We start from the raw sequence: 18,533 nt of genomic DNA on the forward strand, positions 1-18,533 counted from the left end.
CACTTGTTTATGTTCTCTAGATTTACATCGGATACTATTCTTTAATTTCCACAAAAAAAGAATGAACTCATGCAAAAAACCAACCGCTTTGGTTGGCTCTATTCTTAACTAAATTATAAAACACAGCAAATAAATACTTTTATTTACATGGGTAGAACAAATTTGTATTACTATAATATTTTAACTTCTTTTTTCAAAATATCAATGCGTAAAATTTAACTTTCTTTATCCCTGCTGCTACTTCTTAAACTTCTTTAACATTCGGTGATACCAATAGATTCCGGCTCCCGTTAGTAAAATAATCGTTCCCCACTGATGGGGTAAAAACTTCAGCAGCCATATGGACATTATAATAGTCGCTACTGTTAAGTTACTCAGCCACTGTTCTCGGCTTAGCTTTTTCCTATTCACAATCACCGCCACATAGCCAATGGGTGGCGCAAAAAAACACAGCAGCATCAGAAATTTTTCTGAACGATGCCAAGGCTGTTTTTTCATTTCTTCTCACTTTTTCGATTTAAAATAAACTGATAGCCAAACGTCACAATAATCCCTGTCCAAAACATCGAGAGTGACGATACTAACTCAGCACTATTATAGGCATACATCAATGTATTCACAAACAGCAGGAGTAAAAGTATATAAAAACCTACCGACACAGCTTTATTCCAATTTTGATGCTCCTGCTTAGAGGCATCTTTAAACAACTTCATCAAAACTCTCCTTTTACATCTGATACATCATTTCTCCATTTAGGAATTCTATCTTTATGTTAGCATATTGGGTAGTTTTGGAAAATAGATAGAGGGAATTCTATTAAAAATCCACTAACAGTAACAATAGAACTATAAAAAGATAATAAATGTAAATAAATAATTCTTTTTAACTATTATTTCGCACACAAAACGTCCATATTAGTATACAATAATCTCAAAATATGTTTTTAAAGGAGATAAAAGGATGACAGCAACTCATAATCAGCTAACAAACGCTTTTCACCGTATGCCACACGATGCATTTTCTTGATGAAAAAGTAACGCTTCTTGTAGCAGGTGAAGATACAAACGGAGCTTACGCCGTGGCGCATGTAGTGAAACCAGCAAACCAAGGTCCCCCGCTTCACCTTCACGAACATGAAGACGAAACGTTTTACGTAAAGCGCGGCTCAATGATTTTTTACATAGGAGAAGAAATAATTGAAGCAAAAGCGGGCGATTATGTTTTTGCTCCTAGAGGTATTCAGCACCGCTTTGTGACTGGACCAGAAGAAACAGAATTTATCCTTACTGCTTCTCCTGCAGGCTTTGATTCATTCGTTAAAGAACTCGGTACTTCCGTTCCCGCAAATGCTCCTCTGCCGCAAGTGGGACCACCTACTGAAGAAGATGAAGAAGAAATTATCGGTTTAGTTACCGTCTCTAAAAAATACGGCATTACCTATCCTGAAATTGAAAAAGCAATGAATAAAAAATAAACCAATATATAAAGATCTGCTCTTTACCGGGCAGATCTTTTTTCTATTTTGATTTCAATTTGGCCATGGAATAATTTAACACACCCTTGTCCACACTATACTTATCTGTTTTTTCATAGATACGTACCATTTTTATAGATAGGAGGAAAGCCAATTGAAAGCAGAAAGCAAGCGTTTGACTTCAACTGAAATAACGAGTCTATGCACGCAGTATCACCAGGATACGCTGGCGGTCTGTGTAGCGAAACACGTCCTTGCAACGGTAACGGATGCCGAGATTCGGTCGCTGTTTGCCTTTTCGCTAGAGTTATCAAAAAAGCATATTGAGCTGCTTACTGCCATTTTTCATGCTGAACATTTTCCGCTGCCGAAAGGATTTACAGATGAAGATGTGGACTTGCACGCACCTCCGCTTTTTACAGACTCTTTTTGGCTGAAGTATCTTCACGACATGACGATTCACGGCTTGTCAGGGTACGGTATTTCATTTAGCGTGTCAGTTCGCCGAGATCTTCGAGATTATTATCATCAGTGCAATTTAGATGCCATGGAAATCTACAATCGGTCGCTCGACCTGCTTTTAGCAAAAAATCTTTATGTGCCAGCTCCTTATTTTTTAACCCCGAAAAAGCAAGAGTCGATTACAGAGTTGACTTACGCTCTTGATTTTGTAGGGAAGCAGCGTCTTTTAAACGCAAATGAAGCTGGAAATATTTATTTTAATTTACGCAAAAGCATGGCAACCAAAGCGCTTTTAATTGCGTTTAAACAAGTCAGCAAACGAAAAGATGTACGGAAAGTAATGGAGGCCGGGCTTGATGTAGCACACAAGCATATTGAGCTTTATTCTTCCATTATGCACGAAGAAAACCTTCATACTCCTCCGCTTTTGGATAATGAAATCACAACGTCTACGCACGCGCCTTTTTCAGAAAAGCTGATGACGTTTCACGCAGGAGCAATGTTTAAAGTAGCCATTACCTATTACGCAACGGCAATGACTACCAGCATGAGGCTTGATATTGTCGGTCACTGTGAAGCGTGTATTTTACGAGACTTAAAAGTAGCCGGGCGCTGCAGCGAAGTAATGATTAAAAACGGGTGGATTGAAAAGCCGCCTGAAGCAAGCGATCGTAAACAAATGTAAGTTTTTCCATAGCAGCTCTTGACCTGAAACGCGTTTCATACTTTATGCTGTATTTATTCTCATCAGCTGGCGTGACACGAACGGTGGCGTTACGGCTGATATGTTATCCATAAAAAAATCCGGTATGTTCACCGGATTTTTTGTATGCTTACATATTCATTTCTTTTTTATACGCCAGGTACGAATACAGATAAGGAACCGCCACGCACAGAACGATACTGCCCCACATGATAACCGACTTGTATCCATCAGGTAAAAAAGCGCTAATAAGAATTAGCAGTCCGCCGATAAAAAAGATCTTTCCAGATAAACGATGCGTCTTTTTCCATACGGTTTCATTGCTTAGTGTCCATGGTGTACGAATCCCCATAAAATAGTTCGAGCGCACGCGCTGCAAGTAGTTTCCGATAATGATAAAAACGAGTCCAGCCATAATTGGAGCAATGTACGACATCGGCACGTTATAGCCAAGCCCCTGTAAAATAGTGCTCATATTTACAAAAAAGAATAATAGCAGTACGGCGTTTAACACGATGTTATATGTTTTTGAAAAGTACTTATAATTTTCTTTACGCGGGTCAATTCGCGGAACAAATGCAATGATAAAATAAATAAGTACCATGATGCCTACTGTTAAGATCATTGCGTTTATCTTCGTTGCAAATCCGTCTGCTTCTCCATTTGCTCCCCAGTGAATGGGCATCGTAGCTGGAAGATGCGGCAGTGCAATCAGCCATGCAACCAGTGTTAAAAGGGTAATGCTTAAAGGAAATACGTGTTTTTTCATTTAACTCTCTCCTTTCTGAAAGCTGAAAAACCAGCCGATTAAATCTTGAAAAACGGTTGTATTTAACGAATAAATCACAAACTGCCCTCTTTTTTCATCTTGAACGAGGTCCGCTTGCTTCAAGATTTTTAAATGATTTGAGATGCTTGGTTTGGTCATATTAAAATACTCGGAAATTTCTCCTGCGGTTAAATCCCGCTCTTTCAGCAGCTCTAAAATCTTTCTGCGAGTGGGATCCGCTAAAGCTTTAAACGTTTCATTCAATTGAAGTTCATCTCCATCATATTTAAGTATTTAGATAATTATCTAAATATTAAACTACAAAATATAATATGTCAATATTTTGAAAAGAGAACATCTGCATTTGACTCATTTTTTTGTTTTTTCAAAGCAGTCCATGCATACAAACTGCGCTTCTTGATGTAGAAAAGCTTTAATTTCGGTCATGCCTCTTTTACTTGGGTACCTCATCCGCATCCATACTTCTTCATTCGGCTGAATTTCTTTTTGACAAACGGAACACTGCTCCTTTATTGCAAACATATTATCCCTCCATCTCTTTGTATAACTATACGTTTGACTAGCCAAAAGGTTTCATAAAAAAGAAGCTGGAATGTAACCAAATCAATTCTAGCTAGAAGCAACTAGAGACATGAAACCTACGTTCACCCTATCATCAATGAAAAAATCCGAACGATTCATCGTTCGGATCTTCCTTCAACTAATATACTTATGTCCTAGCCTCTTTTAAACATTATAGCGGAGTTACGTCTTCCTGCTGTTTTTGCTGTATTCTTTGCTTTTTCGATTTTCTGAAATGAAGCAGTTCATATACAACCGGAATGACTACAAGCGTAAGAAGAGTCGCAACGGCTAATCCTCCGATTACAACGACTGCAAGACTTTGAGAAACAAGGCTTCCGCTTTCGCTTTGTTTAAATAATAGCGGCAGCATCGCACAAATCGTAGCAGCGGACGTCATGACAATTGGACGCATACGCGTAGCGGCTGCTTCGACAATGGCATCGCGCATAATCATTTTCTTTTCATTTTGCTTCACTCGGTCTAATAGTACAATGGCGTTGGTTACAACAATACCAATCAGCATCAGTGCGCCTAATAAAGCCGTTACGTCTACTGGAATGCGGCTGATTAATACTCCTAAAACAGCACCAATCGCTGCAAGCGGAAGCGAAAATAAAATGGCAAACGGCGTGCGGATTGTTTTAAACGTGATCACCATAATTAAGAACACAATGCCAATCGACACAAGCATTGTAATGAACAAGTCAGAGAAATCTTCTCCTTGCTGAGTGCTTGCTCCTCCGATTACAACGTCAACATCTTTTGAAATCGACAGTCCTTTATTCTTACCGTCTCCAAAAATCGCTGTTTGAATGTTTTTATTAATCTCTGAAAGCTTTTCTGGATTGACATCCGCTGTTATTTGAATATACGGGTCTCCGTTTTTATGAAATTGATTTGTTGGCTTTTCAGCTTGCGTTAGTGAAGCCACTTTTGAAACAGGTGACGGTCCTGTCTCTGTCATAATAGAAATATCTTTTAACTCTTTTGGTGATGTGGGATTTAGGACAGATTCAAGAAGTACGTTTGCTTGTTTGCCTTCTAAATCTATCGCTCCAATCGGCGTTTTATTCAGCATAACGCCAAGCTGCTGTGCTACTTGCTGCGTATTCGCTTTTGTTGGATCTACGTCTAAAGAGTAAATCGTTTTCTTTTCGTCTTGATTCGTAGAAACTTTGTCTACTCCTTTTATATCGCTGATTTCTTTCTTAATGCTGCTTGCCGTCTTTTCTAACTTGTTCATGTCATTTCCAATTACATCAACGGTAATCGAAGTAGTAGACGCTCCCATTAGTGAAGCAGCACTTACGCTAAGATCCCCTCCGTCATAGAGCTTCTTTTGATTTTGAATTCGTTTCATTAGGGAATCCGTGTTTCCACTGTCTTTTACAGTAATCGTATACGTAGCTTCAGTAGGTGAACCAACGTCTCCCCACTTGGCTCCTTCGTCCGTATTACCAAGCTGCATGTATACTTCTTTTACTTCTTTTTGAGCTAAAATATAGCGTTCAAGCTGCAGTGATTTTTCTTCTACGGTTTTAATTGGCGTGTTATTTGGATAGCTTAACGTTGTGCCTACAAAGTCAGATGAAGAGTTATCAACCGCTCCTTTAGGCATCATCGTGTACGCGCCAATAGATCCCACAAATAAAAGCAGCGAAAGCAGCAGTACAACCCATTTATGATTAAGCGACCACGTAATGACTTTTGTAAAACGAACCGGCTGCTTGTGCTTGCGAATTTTTTCATTTTTTAATAATCCCGCACTCATTAACGGTACAACCGTAAGTGCCACAATTAATGAAGACAGCAGTGAATACGTCAGCGTTAGAGCAAACGGAAGCATAAAGTCCTGAAGCCCTCCGTTTACAAGGCCGATTGGTAAAAAGACAGCTACTGTTGTTAACGTAGAAGCGGTAATAGCGGAGCCTACTTCTTTTGTGGCATCAATAATTAAACCAAGCGAAAACTTTTCTTTTTGCATTTTCCGGAAGATGTTTTCAATGACAACGATGCTATCATCTACTAATCTCCCAATCGCTACGGCTACTCCTCCAAGCGTTAAAATATTAAGCGTGACGCCTGATTTAGACAGTAAGAACAGCGTAAAGCAAAGCGATAAAGGAATGGATACAATCGTGATAAACGTAGAGCGAACGCTGCGTAAAAACAGCATGATGACAATGGTCGCAAAAAGTGCGCCCAGCAACACTTCTTTCATCATGGAATGAACAGAGTTTTGCACGCTGTCCCCTGTTGCAAAAAATACAGAAGCGTCCACATTGTTATAGTCTTTGTTAATTTGCTGAGACAGTTTTTTTACTTCTTTTGTAATGCTAACGGCGTTTGAGTGACTGTCTTTTGTCACAATAAGTAAAAGTGCATCTTTTCCGTTAATATGCGTCACGACGCCTTCAGGCTTTTTCACCTCTACTTTTGCAAGGTCGCCTAGCGTTACATCCGGTGCAACCGGCAGCTTTTTCACTTTGTCCAAGCTGTCAATTTTACCTGTTACATTGATGTTGCTCGACTTGTTATTAATGACTTTTTCTCCAACTGCAAGCGACGTGTTTTTTCCTTCTAACACGCTGATGACTTTATCAATGGTCACGTTCTTTTGTGACAATTTTTTATTATCAACTTTAATAGACACGTAGGAATCCGCTGTTCCATACGTTTGAACACTCGCAATGCCTTTAATGTCTTTATATTTAGGGATCAGTTTTTTCTCTGCAAGATCCAGATTGTCTCTTGTTAATCCTTCTTTAAATGTGAGTGAAATATCTGCGATGGGAATCATAGAGGTATTTAATTGAATAACATTAGGCTTTGATACGCTGGCTGGAAGCTGCACCGAAGACAGCGCTTCTTGGACGTTTGTTTTTGCTTCTTTCATATCCGTTTTGGATTCAAATGAAAGATCGATTTTGGAATAGCCGTCTCCCGTCGTCGAGTACACGTTGCTTTTTCCTTTAACACCGGCTACCGCTTCTTCAATCGGTGACGTAACTTGTTTTTCCATAGAATCCGCATCCGTTCCTTGCCCCATAACCACTACTGACACTTGAGGCTGATCAGCGGTCGGCAGGAATTCCATCGGAAGTGTAAAATAACTAATGACTCCTAAAGCTAAAATTAAAATAGACATAATGGTGATAGCCGCTTTATTTTTGAACGACCATTTGGTGAGCCAAGACATGAAATTTCCCCTTTCACTTTTTCGTACAAACTTAGCCAAACATTTCTAAAATATGCTAAATAACCACTAAATTATACCTAATGTTCCTTACCATTTAAAGACTTATTTTTGTAAAAAGTCCCATTATTTGAACGAGATTACTTATGGATAATATAAGCAGCTCCTTTACAGCACAAAAAAAAGACGCCGATACCCGGCGTCCCACATGTAGTAAGTGAAAGAAGAAGAAGAATATGCCTACGATTTCTCAGGCAATTCTATGACCTTATTTGGTTTCTTCCCGTTTTTTTATGAAATAAACATATTTAGCATAAATTCCCTCAACTAGCAGCTCGTCTGTGCTTTGATTCGGTATCGTTTTGAATTTTTAAGGAAGTCAATAAAGCCACGATGCTTCCTGCAAAGCCAAATAAAAACAAGTGATGAATGCCTGCCATAAAGCTTCCGCCTGAAGTCAGCAACGCACCCATAATCGTAACGCCGATGGCTGTTCCCATGTTTCTGCAAAACATAAAAAATGACGTTGAAATACCTCTTTCATGTCCTCCTACTAATTGCTGTACACCAATGACGCCAACCGTAGAAAGCAGACCAAACGATAGTCCTTGGACAATCATGACGCAAAACACATAAAAGAAACCGTGACTTTCATTTAGCATAAGCAGAAGTGTTCCCGAACCAACCAGCAGCACATTCCCGATTAACAATAGCTTTCTGTAGCCGTGTTTTAAAATCCATTTACCTGCTGGCACAGATACAGACATCCACCCGACCGCCGTTCCTAACAGCGCAACTCCGCTCATAAACAGCGACAGATGCGCTACTCGCTGTAAAAATAATGGAATGTAGCTTGACGTACCGAATAAAGCCACCGTTCCAATAAATGCATTGATATTAATCCATGACAGCGTTTTGTTTTGGAACATAGACAGGGGTACAATTGGTGAAGCGTGTTTTCGTTCATGGAGATAAAAAATCACTAATAAAATAAGTCCCGCTACTGTATACACAACTCGGTTCTGTTCCACTACCGTCACAAGCAGCAGTGACGTAACGCCCGTTCCAAACAATATGGCACCGATGTAATCGACTTTTGCTCTTTTCGGCTTATAGCTTTCTTGATATGGCATTAACGTCAGAAATGAAACAATACATACGGGTAAATTAATAAAGAAAATCCATCTCCACGTTAAATAATCCACAAAAAAAGCGCCTAAAAGCGGAGCTAATACAGCTGATAATCCCCACATCGTTGTAAACAGCGCCTGAATTTTCCCTCGTTTCTCGACAGGAAATAAGTCTCCGGCAATAATAGCGGGAAACGCCACCATAAATCCGGCTCCTATTCCTTGAACCGCACGGAAAAGAACAAGCTGAATCATCGTATTCGCCACGCCGCAAAGCATCGAACCAATTAAAAAAGCAATAATTCCAAACCCAAATACTTTTTTGCGGCCAAATAAATCCGATAATCTTCCCGCTACTGGAGATAAAATCGTACTTGCAATCATGTACGAAGCAAACGACCACGCGTACAAATCAAATCTTCCAAGCTCTTTTGCAATAACGGGCATCGTCGTATTCATAATCGTTGAATCAAGCGAAGCCACTAGCATTGCCAGCACAATACTAACCATTACGGACGTTCTGCTTTTCATTTGACAATCTCCTTATCTGTATAATCTGAGCATTTAGTTTACTCCTGCTTGATAGATGTTGTCTAGATTTGTGCATAAAAAAGCAGATAAAAAGCTGAGCTATAGCTTTTTATCTGCTTTTTTGACAAGGCCAGCTAACCCCCTGATTGTCAGCAATGTAAAACTAACACTTGCAAATGTATGAAAGATGGTCCACTTTTTCCATTTAAACAGATTGCTATTTCTCTCTAAATACCACTGGCTGATACTCATCGGAACGCTCCACATCAAGCTTTTTAGTAAGATTGCAGGAAGCTTGTCTTCATAAGATTGTCTAACCCAAACCATACTTAGCAAAGGAAAAAACAGCAGATCATATAAAATATTAGTTGAAAAAATGCGAGGATACGGCCGAACAGGATATTTGATTCGATTCGTGTTTACAGCATAAGCATCAATAAGCGTGGCCAAAATCCCTTTTGCAAAAAAGACAATCAGCATTTCTTTAAATCTCGGTTTTTTTACAACAAAAGGAAAAAGAACTGCACACAACACAGTTAGCCCTTTTAGCAGTGTTCGTTCCATTTGTAACACTCTTTTCTTTGGGAATATCTATTAGTATGTACGATTACTGGCTAAAATAATAAGCAGGAATATAAAAAGCTTCTCACCGTAAAGGAGAAGCCTTTCTTTTCTTATTTTACATCTTCGCTTACCGGCTCTTGGTCAGACAGTTCTTTGTTTCGAGCCATAACCGCAAATCCAGCCATTATAATAATGCTGCTTGAAATTCCGTATAGGATTGGCGTGGTAGAAGAAAGTCCTTCAATCAATAGACCTCCAAGTACTACTAGTGTACTGACAACAATAGCTGAAACCCCTGCTTTTGGATGAATGTCTTTCCAAAACAGCGACACAACAAACGGAACAAAAATTGCTCCTGATAAAATGGCATACGCAACGTCTAAAGCGACAAGCACGTCTTGAATCCAAAGAGCAAAAATAATAGCAAGCACGCCAACAATAAGCGTATTTACGCGCGTTAAAATTAAATAATTTTTCTCTGAAATATTTTTAAGCCACACTTTTTTAATAATATCGTTACTAATCAGCGTAGAAGACGCAAGCAGCGTTCCTGAAGCAGTTGACATCAGCGCCGAACAAACGCCCGCTAATACGAGACCTAATAATCCTTGAGGCAGAATTTGAACTGCAAGCGTCGCAAATATGCTTTGACTGCTTTCTGCGTTTGGCAGCAGCAAGTACGCACACATTCCAATTACACTTCCCGCAATCGCGTAGGCAATGCTATACACACCTGCAAAAATGGAGCCGTTTCGGGCGACTTTTTCTGTTCGCGCCGTAAATACCCGCTGCCAAATATCTTGAGATACTGCCATACCAAGCGTATACAAGAGGAAATACTGAAAGATTTGACCGTATCCAATGGATGAAAAATCAAAATAAGATGATGGCAAATCTCCGGCAAGGGCTTTGAAACCTCCTGCTTCTGATACACTCATTGGAAGCATAAATCCAAAAATCGCCACTGTCATTACAACAAATTGAATAATATCAGTAACCGTTACGCTCCACATTCCGCCTAGAATCGTATAGAACAGAACAATCGAACCGCCAATTAACATCGAGGCCGTCATGTTCCATCCAAGCAGCGCATGAATGATCGTTCCCATTCCAATCACTTGAGTGACTGATACCATGAGTGTATAAATAGCGGCAACAACGGCGCTGATAATTTGCGCTTGAGCGTTATATCTTTTTCCTAGCAGTTCGCTGATAGTTGTCACTTTCAACGACGAAATCCGCTTAATGAAAATCGTTCCAAGCGTAATGATTCCAAGTCCAATCATCGTCACAAACCAAATGCCAGACAGCCCGTGCTCATAGCCAAGCTGAGCCGTTCCAATCGTCGACGCTCCGCCTAAAATAACGGCTGACAAACACCCTAAATACATGAACATCCCTAAGTTTCGTCCGGCTAAAATAAAATCTTCTGATGACTTTGCTTTTAACGAGCCAATAATACCAGCTACAACCAATACGCCAAAATAAACAAACATAACTGTCATATCCAGTCCGTTCATAACAGATTCCTCCTTATTATGGGTCAATCTATCTTTCAGTGAAACAAAGAGCTTCCTAAAAGCTTTAGATCACGTGAAGACTTGTGATTTCTGTCAGTGCTTCGTGTAGCACGCGAAGCCCTGTGTCAATTTCTTCTTTTGTAATCGTTAAAGGAGGAATCATTCGAATCACTTCTCCGCTATTTCCGCAAAGGTAAAACAGCACCCCTTTTTCCAAACATTTGTCTAGAATCTCAAGAAGAAGATTTCCGTCACCTTGCTTTGTTTTCGGATTAATAATTTCAATTCCAATCATTAGTCCTACTGAACGAATGCTTCCGATAACTTCATGCTTCGCCTTTAAATGCTGAAGCTGATCCGCTGCATATTTCCCCATTGCTTTTGAATTTTCAATCAGCTTTTCTTCTTTTAATACGTCCAGCGTCGCAAGCGCTGCTGAACAGGCGATGGGATTGCCTCCAAAAGTGGTTCCGTGTGTACCAATCGGCCACTTTTCCATAAGCTGCTTTGAAGCTACGGTAGCACTTAGCGGCAAGCCCGATGCGATGCCTTTTGCGATGGCCATAATGTCAGGCGTTACATCAAACGTTTGAGCTGCAAACCACTCGCCCGTACGTCCGAACCCTGTTTGCACTTCGTCAAAAATAAGCAGAATGCCGTGTCTGTCACACACTTCTCTTATTTTTTGCAGCCACGCTTTCGGAGGGATCACGTAGCCGCCTTCTCCAAGAACCGGCTCTACAATCATGCACGCTACTTCTTCCGGTGTGACTTGATGCTTAAACAAAGTGTCAAAATCTCTTTCCAGCTTTTCCACGCAGTAGATTTCCGGATCTTCTCCTTTTGGACACTGAGTCGCGTCTGCATAAGGCACTTGATACGTTAAGCCCGATGGCTGAAGAAATTTCCGATATTTGCTTTTTGATGTTGTCACACTAAGCGCTCCGAGAGAACGGCCGTGAAAACAGCCCGTAAACGAAACCGTATAAGGTCTTTGCGTAACGTACTTTGCCAGTTTTAACGCTCCTTCAATTGCTTCAGTTCCGCTGTTGGCAAAGAAAAAGCAGTCCAATCCTCTTGGCAATACTGTTTTTAATTCTTCAGCAAGCTGTAAAATAGATTCGTACATAATCACACCCGACGGACCGTGCATAAGATGGTCAACGCTTTCTTTAATCGCTTGTACAACTTTAGGGTGGCGATGACCTGTATTCGCTGTTGCAATACCTGATGTAAAATCTAAATATGTTTTCCCGTCAGCTCCGTAGTAGTAGCAGCCCTCTGCTTTTACCACCGGTAAATTAGGGTGATCTTTCGCCATGCTTGGTGCTAGTAAATCCGGTAGACTGTTCATTAACTGTGTAAGTGATGCCTGCGTCATATGACTTCCTCCTCGCAATCTATCAAGTAATGTGTTTGTACTTGTTTTACATGCAAAGAGCGTGCCAAAGACGTTAAAAAACGGAATGTTTTTTTAATTTTCTAACAACTGAAGGCTGACTGATTCCAAGTGCTTCCCCTATTTCTGTTGTCGTTTTATACTGTTTTTTTGCTTTTACTAATATCTCTTTTTCCAGCTCGTTTAACGCATCATTAAGCTTCATTTCCCCGTGTTCTTCAACGTGCTGAATCCGTTTCTTTCTGTGCAGAGAATGCGGCAAATGCTCCATTGTAATCAGCGTTTGCGAAGACACAACCACAGCGTGTTCAATCACATTGATTAACTCTCGTACGTTTCCTTTCCACTCATGTGCAAGCAGTGCGTGAATAACCGCATTATCAAACGTTCTTTTTCGGTTGTATTTCTTTTCAAACTGCTCGGCAAAATGTGTGAGCAGCGGAAAAATATCTTCAGGGCGCTCGTTCAAAGATGGAATGGTAATCGGTACGACGCTTAAACGAAAGTATAAATCTTCTCGAAACTCTTTTTCAGCAACGGCTTTTTCTAAATCTTTGTTCGTCGCTGCAATTAAGCGAAAATCCACGGTTTTAGGCTTTCTTCCTCCAACGGAATAAAACTGTTTTTCTTGAATGAGCTTTAAAATTTTAACTTGATGCGCCGGTGACAGTTCTCCCACTTCATCTAGAAAAAGCGTACCTCCATCTGCTAATTCGACCAGTCCCACCTTTCCATTTTTAGATGCACCGGTAAAAGCACCCGCTTCGTAGCCAAACAGTTCAGCTTCAAATAAATGATCTGGAATCGCTCCGCAGTTCACTTCAATAAACGGCCCTTTGCTTCTTGTACTTTTGTTATGTATCAGCTTGGCTAAGTGCGTTTTTCCTACTCCTGACTGCCCTAAAAGTAAAATATTTACGTCTACATTCGAAACGTGAACAGCCGTACGAAGAACGTGCTGCATCTTTTCGCTGTTGCATACAATTCCTTCTGTTGATAGATTTTGGTTCCGCAGCAGCATAAGCTCGCTCTTTACGCGCTGCATTTCGCCTTCCATCGCATCAAGATATGTTTTCATTTCCATAAGCTCCGTCACATCATGAGAATAGCTGACGATTCTTTTAATCTCTCCTTTTTCATCTTTGACAGGAATGCCCGTAACGAGCACTTGCTTGCCTTGTTTAGTTGTTTGTACAAGCGTAATTTTCTTCTTTGTTTCAAGCACAATTGGCGTGACGATTGGTGTAAACAGCCCTTGTTTTTCAAGTTCATAAACAGACTTTCCCAGCAGTTTTTCAGCTTTTACATCGTAAATGTTTCCTGTTCCTTCATGTATTCGGACAATGATGCCTTTTTCATCGGTCACAAGCAAATCATCTTTTAATGAATGAAGGATCCACTGATTTTCATTCCACTCTGAATTCATGTATGCTCCCTGCTTTCTATTCATTTTTGAATAAAATACAATTCGTTTTTGAATAACGGCATTTATTTTTGAATAATCAATTTATTATATCACGAGGACTTCTTTTTATTTTGAAACAGCAATTGAAATGAAGTTAAAAATGCATTAATATATTTTTATGAAGTTATAACTTCTTTTTTAGGAGGCTATATGAATCCATCATTTCAAGAATTAATTAAACATAAATTCCCTGACCTTTCCCGCGGTCAAAAAAAAGTGGCGGAGTTTCTCGTTAATTTTACGGAAAAAGGCTCGCTGTACACGGCCGGGCAAATTGGTAAAGAAGCAGGTGTCAGTGAAACAACCGTTATTCGTCTAGCTTACGCACTTGGATTAAATGGTTTTTCTGATTTGCAGGAGCTAATGCGAAAAGAATGGCTTTCTTCTGCCGAATCAAAAGAAGCAGCTAGCAAGCCTGCAGCGGAAGAAAAGAAACCTTTTAGTGAATGGCTTTCCCCTATTGACGAAAAAGAATTATCTCAAGCTGTAGATGCGCTTATCAAAAGTGATCAAGTGTATATTGCAGGTTTCCGTGAATCTCATACGGCAGCCTACTGGCTGTATTATAAAATGAATCAGCTTCGCAATCATGTTCTTTTATCTTTTCCAACAGGATTTTTGCTTGAAACGCTATGCAATCTTACTAGTGAATCTGCTGTTGTTGTATTTTCACTGCCGCGGTATACAAAAGAAGCGCTTGAAGTAGCCCAGCAGGCTAAAAAACAAGGAGCGAAAGTAATTGCCATTACAGACCGCCGTCTGTCTCCGGTAGGTCAAATCGCTGATATCACGCTTTTAGCTGGAACAACCGAACATATTTTATCGCTTCTTGCCCTATCTCAAATTGTCATTAGCAGCATGCAAAAAAGAGATAAAAAAACGGCTGGAAAACGACAAGAACACTTGGAAAAACTCTATGCCGAGCAAGGCATCTTTTTAGAATAGATAATAGAAAGGAAGTAAACAAATGACTGAAGCCTTAACGATTCGTTCACTTACAACAACCACTGAACTAGAAGACGTACGTGCATTAGAAAGCCGCGTCTGGGGAGAAGAAGAAGCAACGCCCGTTCATCAAACCTTGACCGCTGTTAAAAACGGAGGTCTTGTTCTCGGTGCGTTTTTAAATGAAAAGCTGATTGGCTTTCAATATAGTTTTCCCGGGTTTGACGGAACGTGTGTCTATTTATGTTCTCATATATTAGCAGTTGACCCTGCCTATCGCAGCATGGGTATCGGTGCCAAGCTTAAGCATGCGCAGAGACAAGAAAGTAAAAAAAAGGGTTATTCATATATCAGCTGGACGTATGATCCTCTAGAAAGCGCCAACGGGTATTTAAATATTGGAAACCTTGGAGCCGTTTGTTCTACCTATATTGAAAACTGCTACGGAGACATGAACGATCCGTTAAATGCTGACTTGCCTTCTGATCGATTCGTTGTGGAATGGGCATCCGCAGAAGATACAAAACGAGCTCAGCCTCTTTATACGCCAGATCAAATAATGGACGCATCGCTCATTCAATGGACGTTAACGGATCAAGGGTTTCCTTCTGTTACAGATATTGATGAAAGATGGTTGAATCATGACATCGTGTCTGTAGCTATTCCATCTGCGTTTCAGCAAATGAAAGAAGTCTCTCCTTCTCTAGCATTAGACTGGCGTATGCGTACAAGACGCGTATTTCAAACGTGTTTTGCAAAAGGATTCCAAGTAACAGACTTCATGAAGTATCCAGAAAGCAGCGCACCCGTTCATTTTTATATTTTAACGAAAAAAGAGGTACAAAAATGAAGATAAAAGACGTCATTTTACGGCATTTAAAAATGGATTTACTTCATCCGTTTACCACAAGTCTTGGAAAAGAAGTGGATCGAGATTTTATTTTAGTAGAAATTCAAGACGAAGACGGACGATCCGGCTGGGCTGAATCCGTAGCGTGCGCGGATCCTTTTTATAAAGAAGAAACGCTCAAAACAAACTGGCACATTATGGAGGATTTTTTAATTCCCTTGCTTCAACAGAAAGAAATTCAGCACCCTGACGAAATATCTGAACGCTTTGCTCATATTCGAGGCAATTACATGGCAAAAGCGGCGTTAGAAGGCGCAGTTTGGGATTTGTATGCGCGCAGGCAAAACCTCTCTCTATCTAAAGCGCTAGGAGGCAGTAAAAGTCAAATTGAAGTTGGTCTTAGCGTTGGCATTCAGCCTACGATTGACGAAACGCTTCGCAAAATTGAAGCAGGCTTGAATGAAGGATATAAGCGGATCAAAATTAAAATTAAGCCAAGCTGGGATCTTAACTTGACGCGCGCGGTTCGAAACGAGTTTCCTTCTATTCCGCTGATGGTTGATGCGAATTCTGCTTATACGCTTACAGATGCTGATCACCTTGCTCAGCTTGATGAGTTTGATTTAATGATGATTGAACAGCCGTTGGCTCATGATGATTTAATTGATCACGCTGAACTGCAGGTCCGCATGCGCACGCCCATTTGCTTAGATGAAAGCATTCATTCAGCTGAAGACGTTCGAAAAGCTATTAAACTTGGAAGCACACAAATTATTAACATTAAAATTGGACGAGTAGGCGGACTAACAGAAGCAAAAAAAATTCATGACCTTTGTCAAACTTACGGTGTGCCCGTATGGTGCGGCGGCATGCTGGAATCAGGTATTGGACGAGCACATAATATTGCCATTACCACACTTGCCAATTTTACGCTTCCCGGAGATACGGCCGCATCCTCTAAATACTGGCCGCGTGATATCGTTCATCCGGAAATCACGGTCGACAACGGTATTATTTCCGTGCCTGATACACCAGGCATCGGCTACGAACCTGATCACGATCAGATAAAAGCGCTAACTTTACACGAAAAAGTCTATACTTGCTAATCTTAAACAAGCTGGTACAAAAGTATGTTATTTGAAGGAAAATCCGAACGATGAATGGTTCGGATTTTTTTATTGATATGGTGAGCGTAGGTTTCATGTATATAGCGGCTTCTATCTGTACAAGACGAAGACTCCTGCGGGACAAGCAGAAAGCAAAGGCTGGCATGGAAATCAACAGCACTTTAAAAAGCAATGCCTATTAGCTCCTTTATCCAATTGATTTTTCTTTAGATTGGATAGATTTAGTTATGTCCCAGCCTCTTTTTCATAGGCGTCTCTCCTGATATGACACGTGCCTTGGCAAGATAAACAAACATATTAGCAAAAATGGTCTTATGCACAATCCTTCTAGTAATAAATGAATATAAATAGAGTGTAAGGGACATGCAAGGGTATATTCATTACAAATTTTAGAAGAAAGGAGCATACTGATGAATATTGAAATTGGAATTGCCATTTTCGTGTTTACAATGACAATGCTCGTCATTTTTTGGAGGCCAAACGGCATCAACGAAGCATGGCCGGCATTCATAGGAGCAGCCATTATCCTGCTTACAGGGATTGTATCCAAATCAGACATTGTTGATATTTTCGGAAAGATAAGCGGCGCTTCTATCACCATTATTGCCACCATTGTCATGGCCGTCATATTAGAAAGTTTCGGATTCTTCCACTGGGCAGCTGCACGGCTAGTGAGTTTATCCAAAGGCTCAGGGTACCGATTATATTGGTACATTCAACTGCTTTGCTTTTTAATGACTTTACTATTTAATAATGACGGCAGTATTTTAATTACCACTCCAATTTTAATTCTACTTTTGAAAAACCTTCAGCTAAAACCCCACCAGCAGATCCCCTACCTTTTAAGTGGAGCGCTTATTGCTACCGCTTCCAGCGCGCCTATAGGTGTAAGTAATATTGTCAATTTGATTGCCTTAAAAATTGTTCATATGTCGCTTTATATGCACACGGCGATGATGTTTGTACCGGCGACACTTGGTTTATTATTTATGTCTTGGCTCATGTATACGGTCGTAAAACGCCATTTGCCAAAAAAACTGCCGCATGCTTCAAAAGATATAGAAGAGAGTTTCTTTACGAAACAGTTTCACCCCTTAAAAGGAAGCATTTCTGTTGAAACAAAACGTAAACGCACACAATTTATGCTGAAAGTTTTATTATTTGTGTTTGTTATGCGCTGTCTCCTATTTGTCGCCTCTTATTTCGGCATACCAATCGAATTGGTTGCTGTACTAGGCTCACTGATCTTACTTATTTGGAGATGGTATCACTTACGTACAAACCCGATTGATATTTTAAAGAAAACGCCGTGGCACATTTTCGTTTTTGCATTTTCAATGTACGTTATTATTTACGGATTGCATAACGTAGGATTGACAGATCTACTTGTAAAAATTTGCGAACCAATTGTGAATCGAGGGCTTTTTGAAGCAAGCTTTATCATGGGAGGACTTGTTTCCATTCTCTCTAACTTGTTTAACAATCACCCTGCTTTAATGGTCGGAACCATTACCTTGACTGAAATGGGGCTCGATCCTATTACTCTTAAAACTATTTACCTTGCTAATATTATTGGAAGTGATATGGGCTCGCTTTTATTGCCGATTGGAACACTGGCTTCTCTTATTTGGATGCATATTTTAAAAGAAAATCATATCAAGGTAAAATGGAAAGATTATTTAAAAGTATCACTTATCGTTATCCCGCTTACCACCATCGTTACGCTTTTCCTCCTATTCTACTGGGTTCAGCTCATTTTTTCTTAATACTGATTTACAGGACGGATTGTACTCTTTTGAAGCTTACAGTCCGT

17 protein-coding genes are annotated in these 18,533 nt (G+C 40.1%); 6 read left to right on the forward strand and 11 right to left on the reverse strand.

Annotation, left to right across the window (positions count from 1 at the left end; all coding sequences use genetic code 11):
- Positions 1 to 237 precede the first annotated feature (237 nt).
- Together ACFX4R_RS07725 and ACFX4R_RS07730 are read right to left on the reverse strand one after the other, a co-directional pair.
- Positions 238 to 498: a hypothetical protein gene (locus tag ACFX4R_RS07725; protein WP_165575479.1), complete on the reverse strand. Its 261-nt coding sequence runs from the start codon at positions 496 to 498 to the stop codon at positions 238 to 240.
- A complete protein-coding gene (locus ACFX4R_RS07730; protein WP_323618508.1) occupies positions 495 to 713 on the reverse strand; it encodes a hypothetical protein in 219 nt (72 codons plus the stop codon). Before ACFX4R_RS07730 ends, ACFX4R_RS07725 begins: the two co-directional genes overlap by 4 nt.
- A gap of 299 nt (positions 714 to 1,012) precedes the next feature.
- Between ACFX4R_RS07730 and ACFX4R_RS07735 the strand changes: the two genes are divergently transcribed.
- Both ACFX4R_RS07735 and ACFX4R_RS07740 read left to right on the forward strand, forming a co-directional pair.
- On the forward strand, positions 1,013 to 1,474 hold the full coding sequence (locus ACFX4R_RS07735) for a cupin domain-containing protein (RefSeq protein ID WP_377569293.1): 462 nt from the start codon (positions 1,013 to 1,015) through the stop codon (positions 1,472 to 1,474).
- 154 nt (positions 1,475 to 1,628) lie between these two features.
- Entirely contained in the window at positions 1,629 to 2,621 is a 993-nt protein-coding gene (locus ACFX4R_RS07740) for a DUF3231 family protein (protein WP_340447689.1), read from the forward strand.
- Positions 2,622 to 2,769: 148 nt separating this feature from the next.
- On the opposite strand, the gene ACFX4R_RS07745 is transcribed toward ACFX4R_RS07740, so the two are convergent.
- The 9 genes from ACFX4R_RS07745 to ACFX4R_RS07785 form a co-directional block, all read right to left on the reverse strand.
- Entirely contained in the window at positions 2,770 to 3,408 is a 639-nt protein-coding gene (locus ACFX4R_RS07745; protein WP_098332140.1) for an SdpI family protein, read from the reverse strand.
- On the reverse strand, positions 3,409 to 3,672 hold the full coding sequence (locus ACFX4R_RS07750; protein ID WP_013082079.1) for an autorepressor SdpR family transcription factor: 264 nt from the start codon (positions 3,670 to 3,672) through the stop codon (positions 3,409 to 3,411).
- Between the two features lie 105 nt (positions 3,673 to 3,777).
- Positions 3,778 to 3,951, reverse strand: a complete 174-nt coding sequence (locus ACFX4R_RS07755) for a hypothetical protein (RefSeq protein WP_043979951.1) — start codon at positions 3,949 to 3,951, stop codon at positions 3,778 to 3,780.
- A gap of 211 nt (positions 3,952 to 4,162) precedes the next feature.
- On the reverse strand, positions 4,163 to 7,192 hold the full coding sequence (locus tag ACFX4R_RS07760; protein ID WP_377569296.1) for an efflux RND transporter permease subunit: 3,030 nt from the start codon (positions 7,190 to 7,192) through the stop codon (positions 4,163 to 4,165).
- 320 nt (positions 7,193 to 7,512) lie between these two features.
- Positions 7,513 to 8,850, reverse strand: a complete 1,338-nt coding sequence (locus ACFX4R_RS07765; protein ID WP_377569298.1) for an MFS transporter — start codon at positions 8,848 to 8,850, stop codon at positions 7,513 to 7,515.
- Positions 8,851 to 8,949: 99 nt separating this feature from the next.
- Positions 8,950 to 9,414, reverse strand: a complete 465-nt coding sequence (locus ACFX4R_RS07770; protein WP_162213732.1) for a CBO0543 family protein — start codon at positions 9,412 to 9,414, stop codon at positions 8,950 to 8,952.
- A gap of 110 nt (positions 9,415 to 9,524) precedes the next feature.
- Complete coding sequence (locus ACFX4R_RS07775; RefSeq protein ID WP_377569300.1) at positions 9,525 to 10,934, reverse strand: sodium:solute symporter family protein; 1,410 nt, start codon at positions 10,932 to 10,934, stop codon at positions 9,525 to 9,527.
- A gap of 64 nt (positions 10,935 to 10,998) precedes the next feature.
- On the reverse strand, positions 10,999 to 12,315 hold the full coding sequence (locus ACFX4R_RS07780; RefSeq protein ID WP_377569302.1) for an aspartate aminotransferase family protein: 1,317 nt from the start codon (positions 12,313 to 12,315) through the stop codon (positions 10,999 to 11,001).
- A gap of 73 nt (positions 12,316 to 12,388) precedes the next feature.
- Entirely contained in the window at positions 12,389 to 13,759 is a 1,371-nt protein-coding gene (locus ACFX4R_RS07785) for a sigma-54 interaction domain-containing protein (protein WP_236658119.1), read from the reverse strand.
- A 189-nt stretch (positions 13,760 to 13,948) separates the two neighbouring features.
- Here ACFX4R_RS07785 and ACFX4R_RS07790 point away from each other — a divergent pair, with 189 nt between their 5' ends.
- The 4 genes from ACFX4R_RS07790 to ACFX4R_RS07805 all read left to right on the forward strand — a co-directional run bounded on the left by ACFX4R_RS07790 (position 13,949) and on the right by ACFX4R_RS07805 (position 18,486).
- On the forward strand, positions 13,949 to 14,743 hold the full coding sequence (locus ACFX4R_RS07790) for a MurR/RpiR family transcriptional regulator (protein ID WP_043979964.1): 795 nt from the start codon (positions 13,949 to 13,951) through the stop codon (positions 14,741 to 14,743).
- A 22-nt stretch (positions 14,744 to 14,765) separates the two neighbouring features.
- On the forward strand, positions 14,766 to 15,593 hold the full coding sequence (locus ACFX4R_RS07795; protein WP_377569304.1) for a GNAT family N-acetyltransferase: 828 nt from the start codon (positions 14,766 to 14,768) through the stop codon (positions 15,591 to 15,593).
- Entirely contained in the window at positions 15,590 to 16,699 is a 1,110-nt protein-coding gene (menC, locus tag ACFX4R_RS07800; protein ID WP_377569306.1) for an o-succinylbenzoate synthase, read from the forward strand. Before ACFX4R_RS07795 ends, menC begins: the two co-directional genes overlap by 4 nt.
- Positions 16,700 to 17,130: 431 nt before the next feature.
- Positions 17,131 to 18,486 (forward strand): arsenic transporter, encoded by a 1,356-nt coding sequence (locus tag ACFX4R_RS07805; protein WP_377569308.1) that lies wholly within the window; start codon positions 17,131 to 17,133, stop codon positions 18,484 to 18,486.
- The last annotated feature ends 47 nt before the right edge of the window (positions 18,487 to 18,533 follow it).

Source organism: Priestia sp. YIM B13490 (assembly GCF_042787735.1).
In the GTDB taxonomy this organism is placed as follows: domain Bacteria; phylum Bacillota; class Bacilli; order Bacillales; family Bacillaceae_H; genus Priestia; species Priestia megaterium.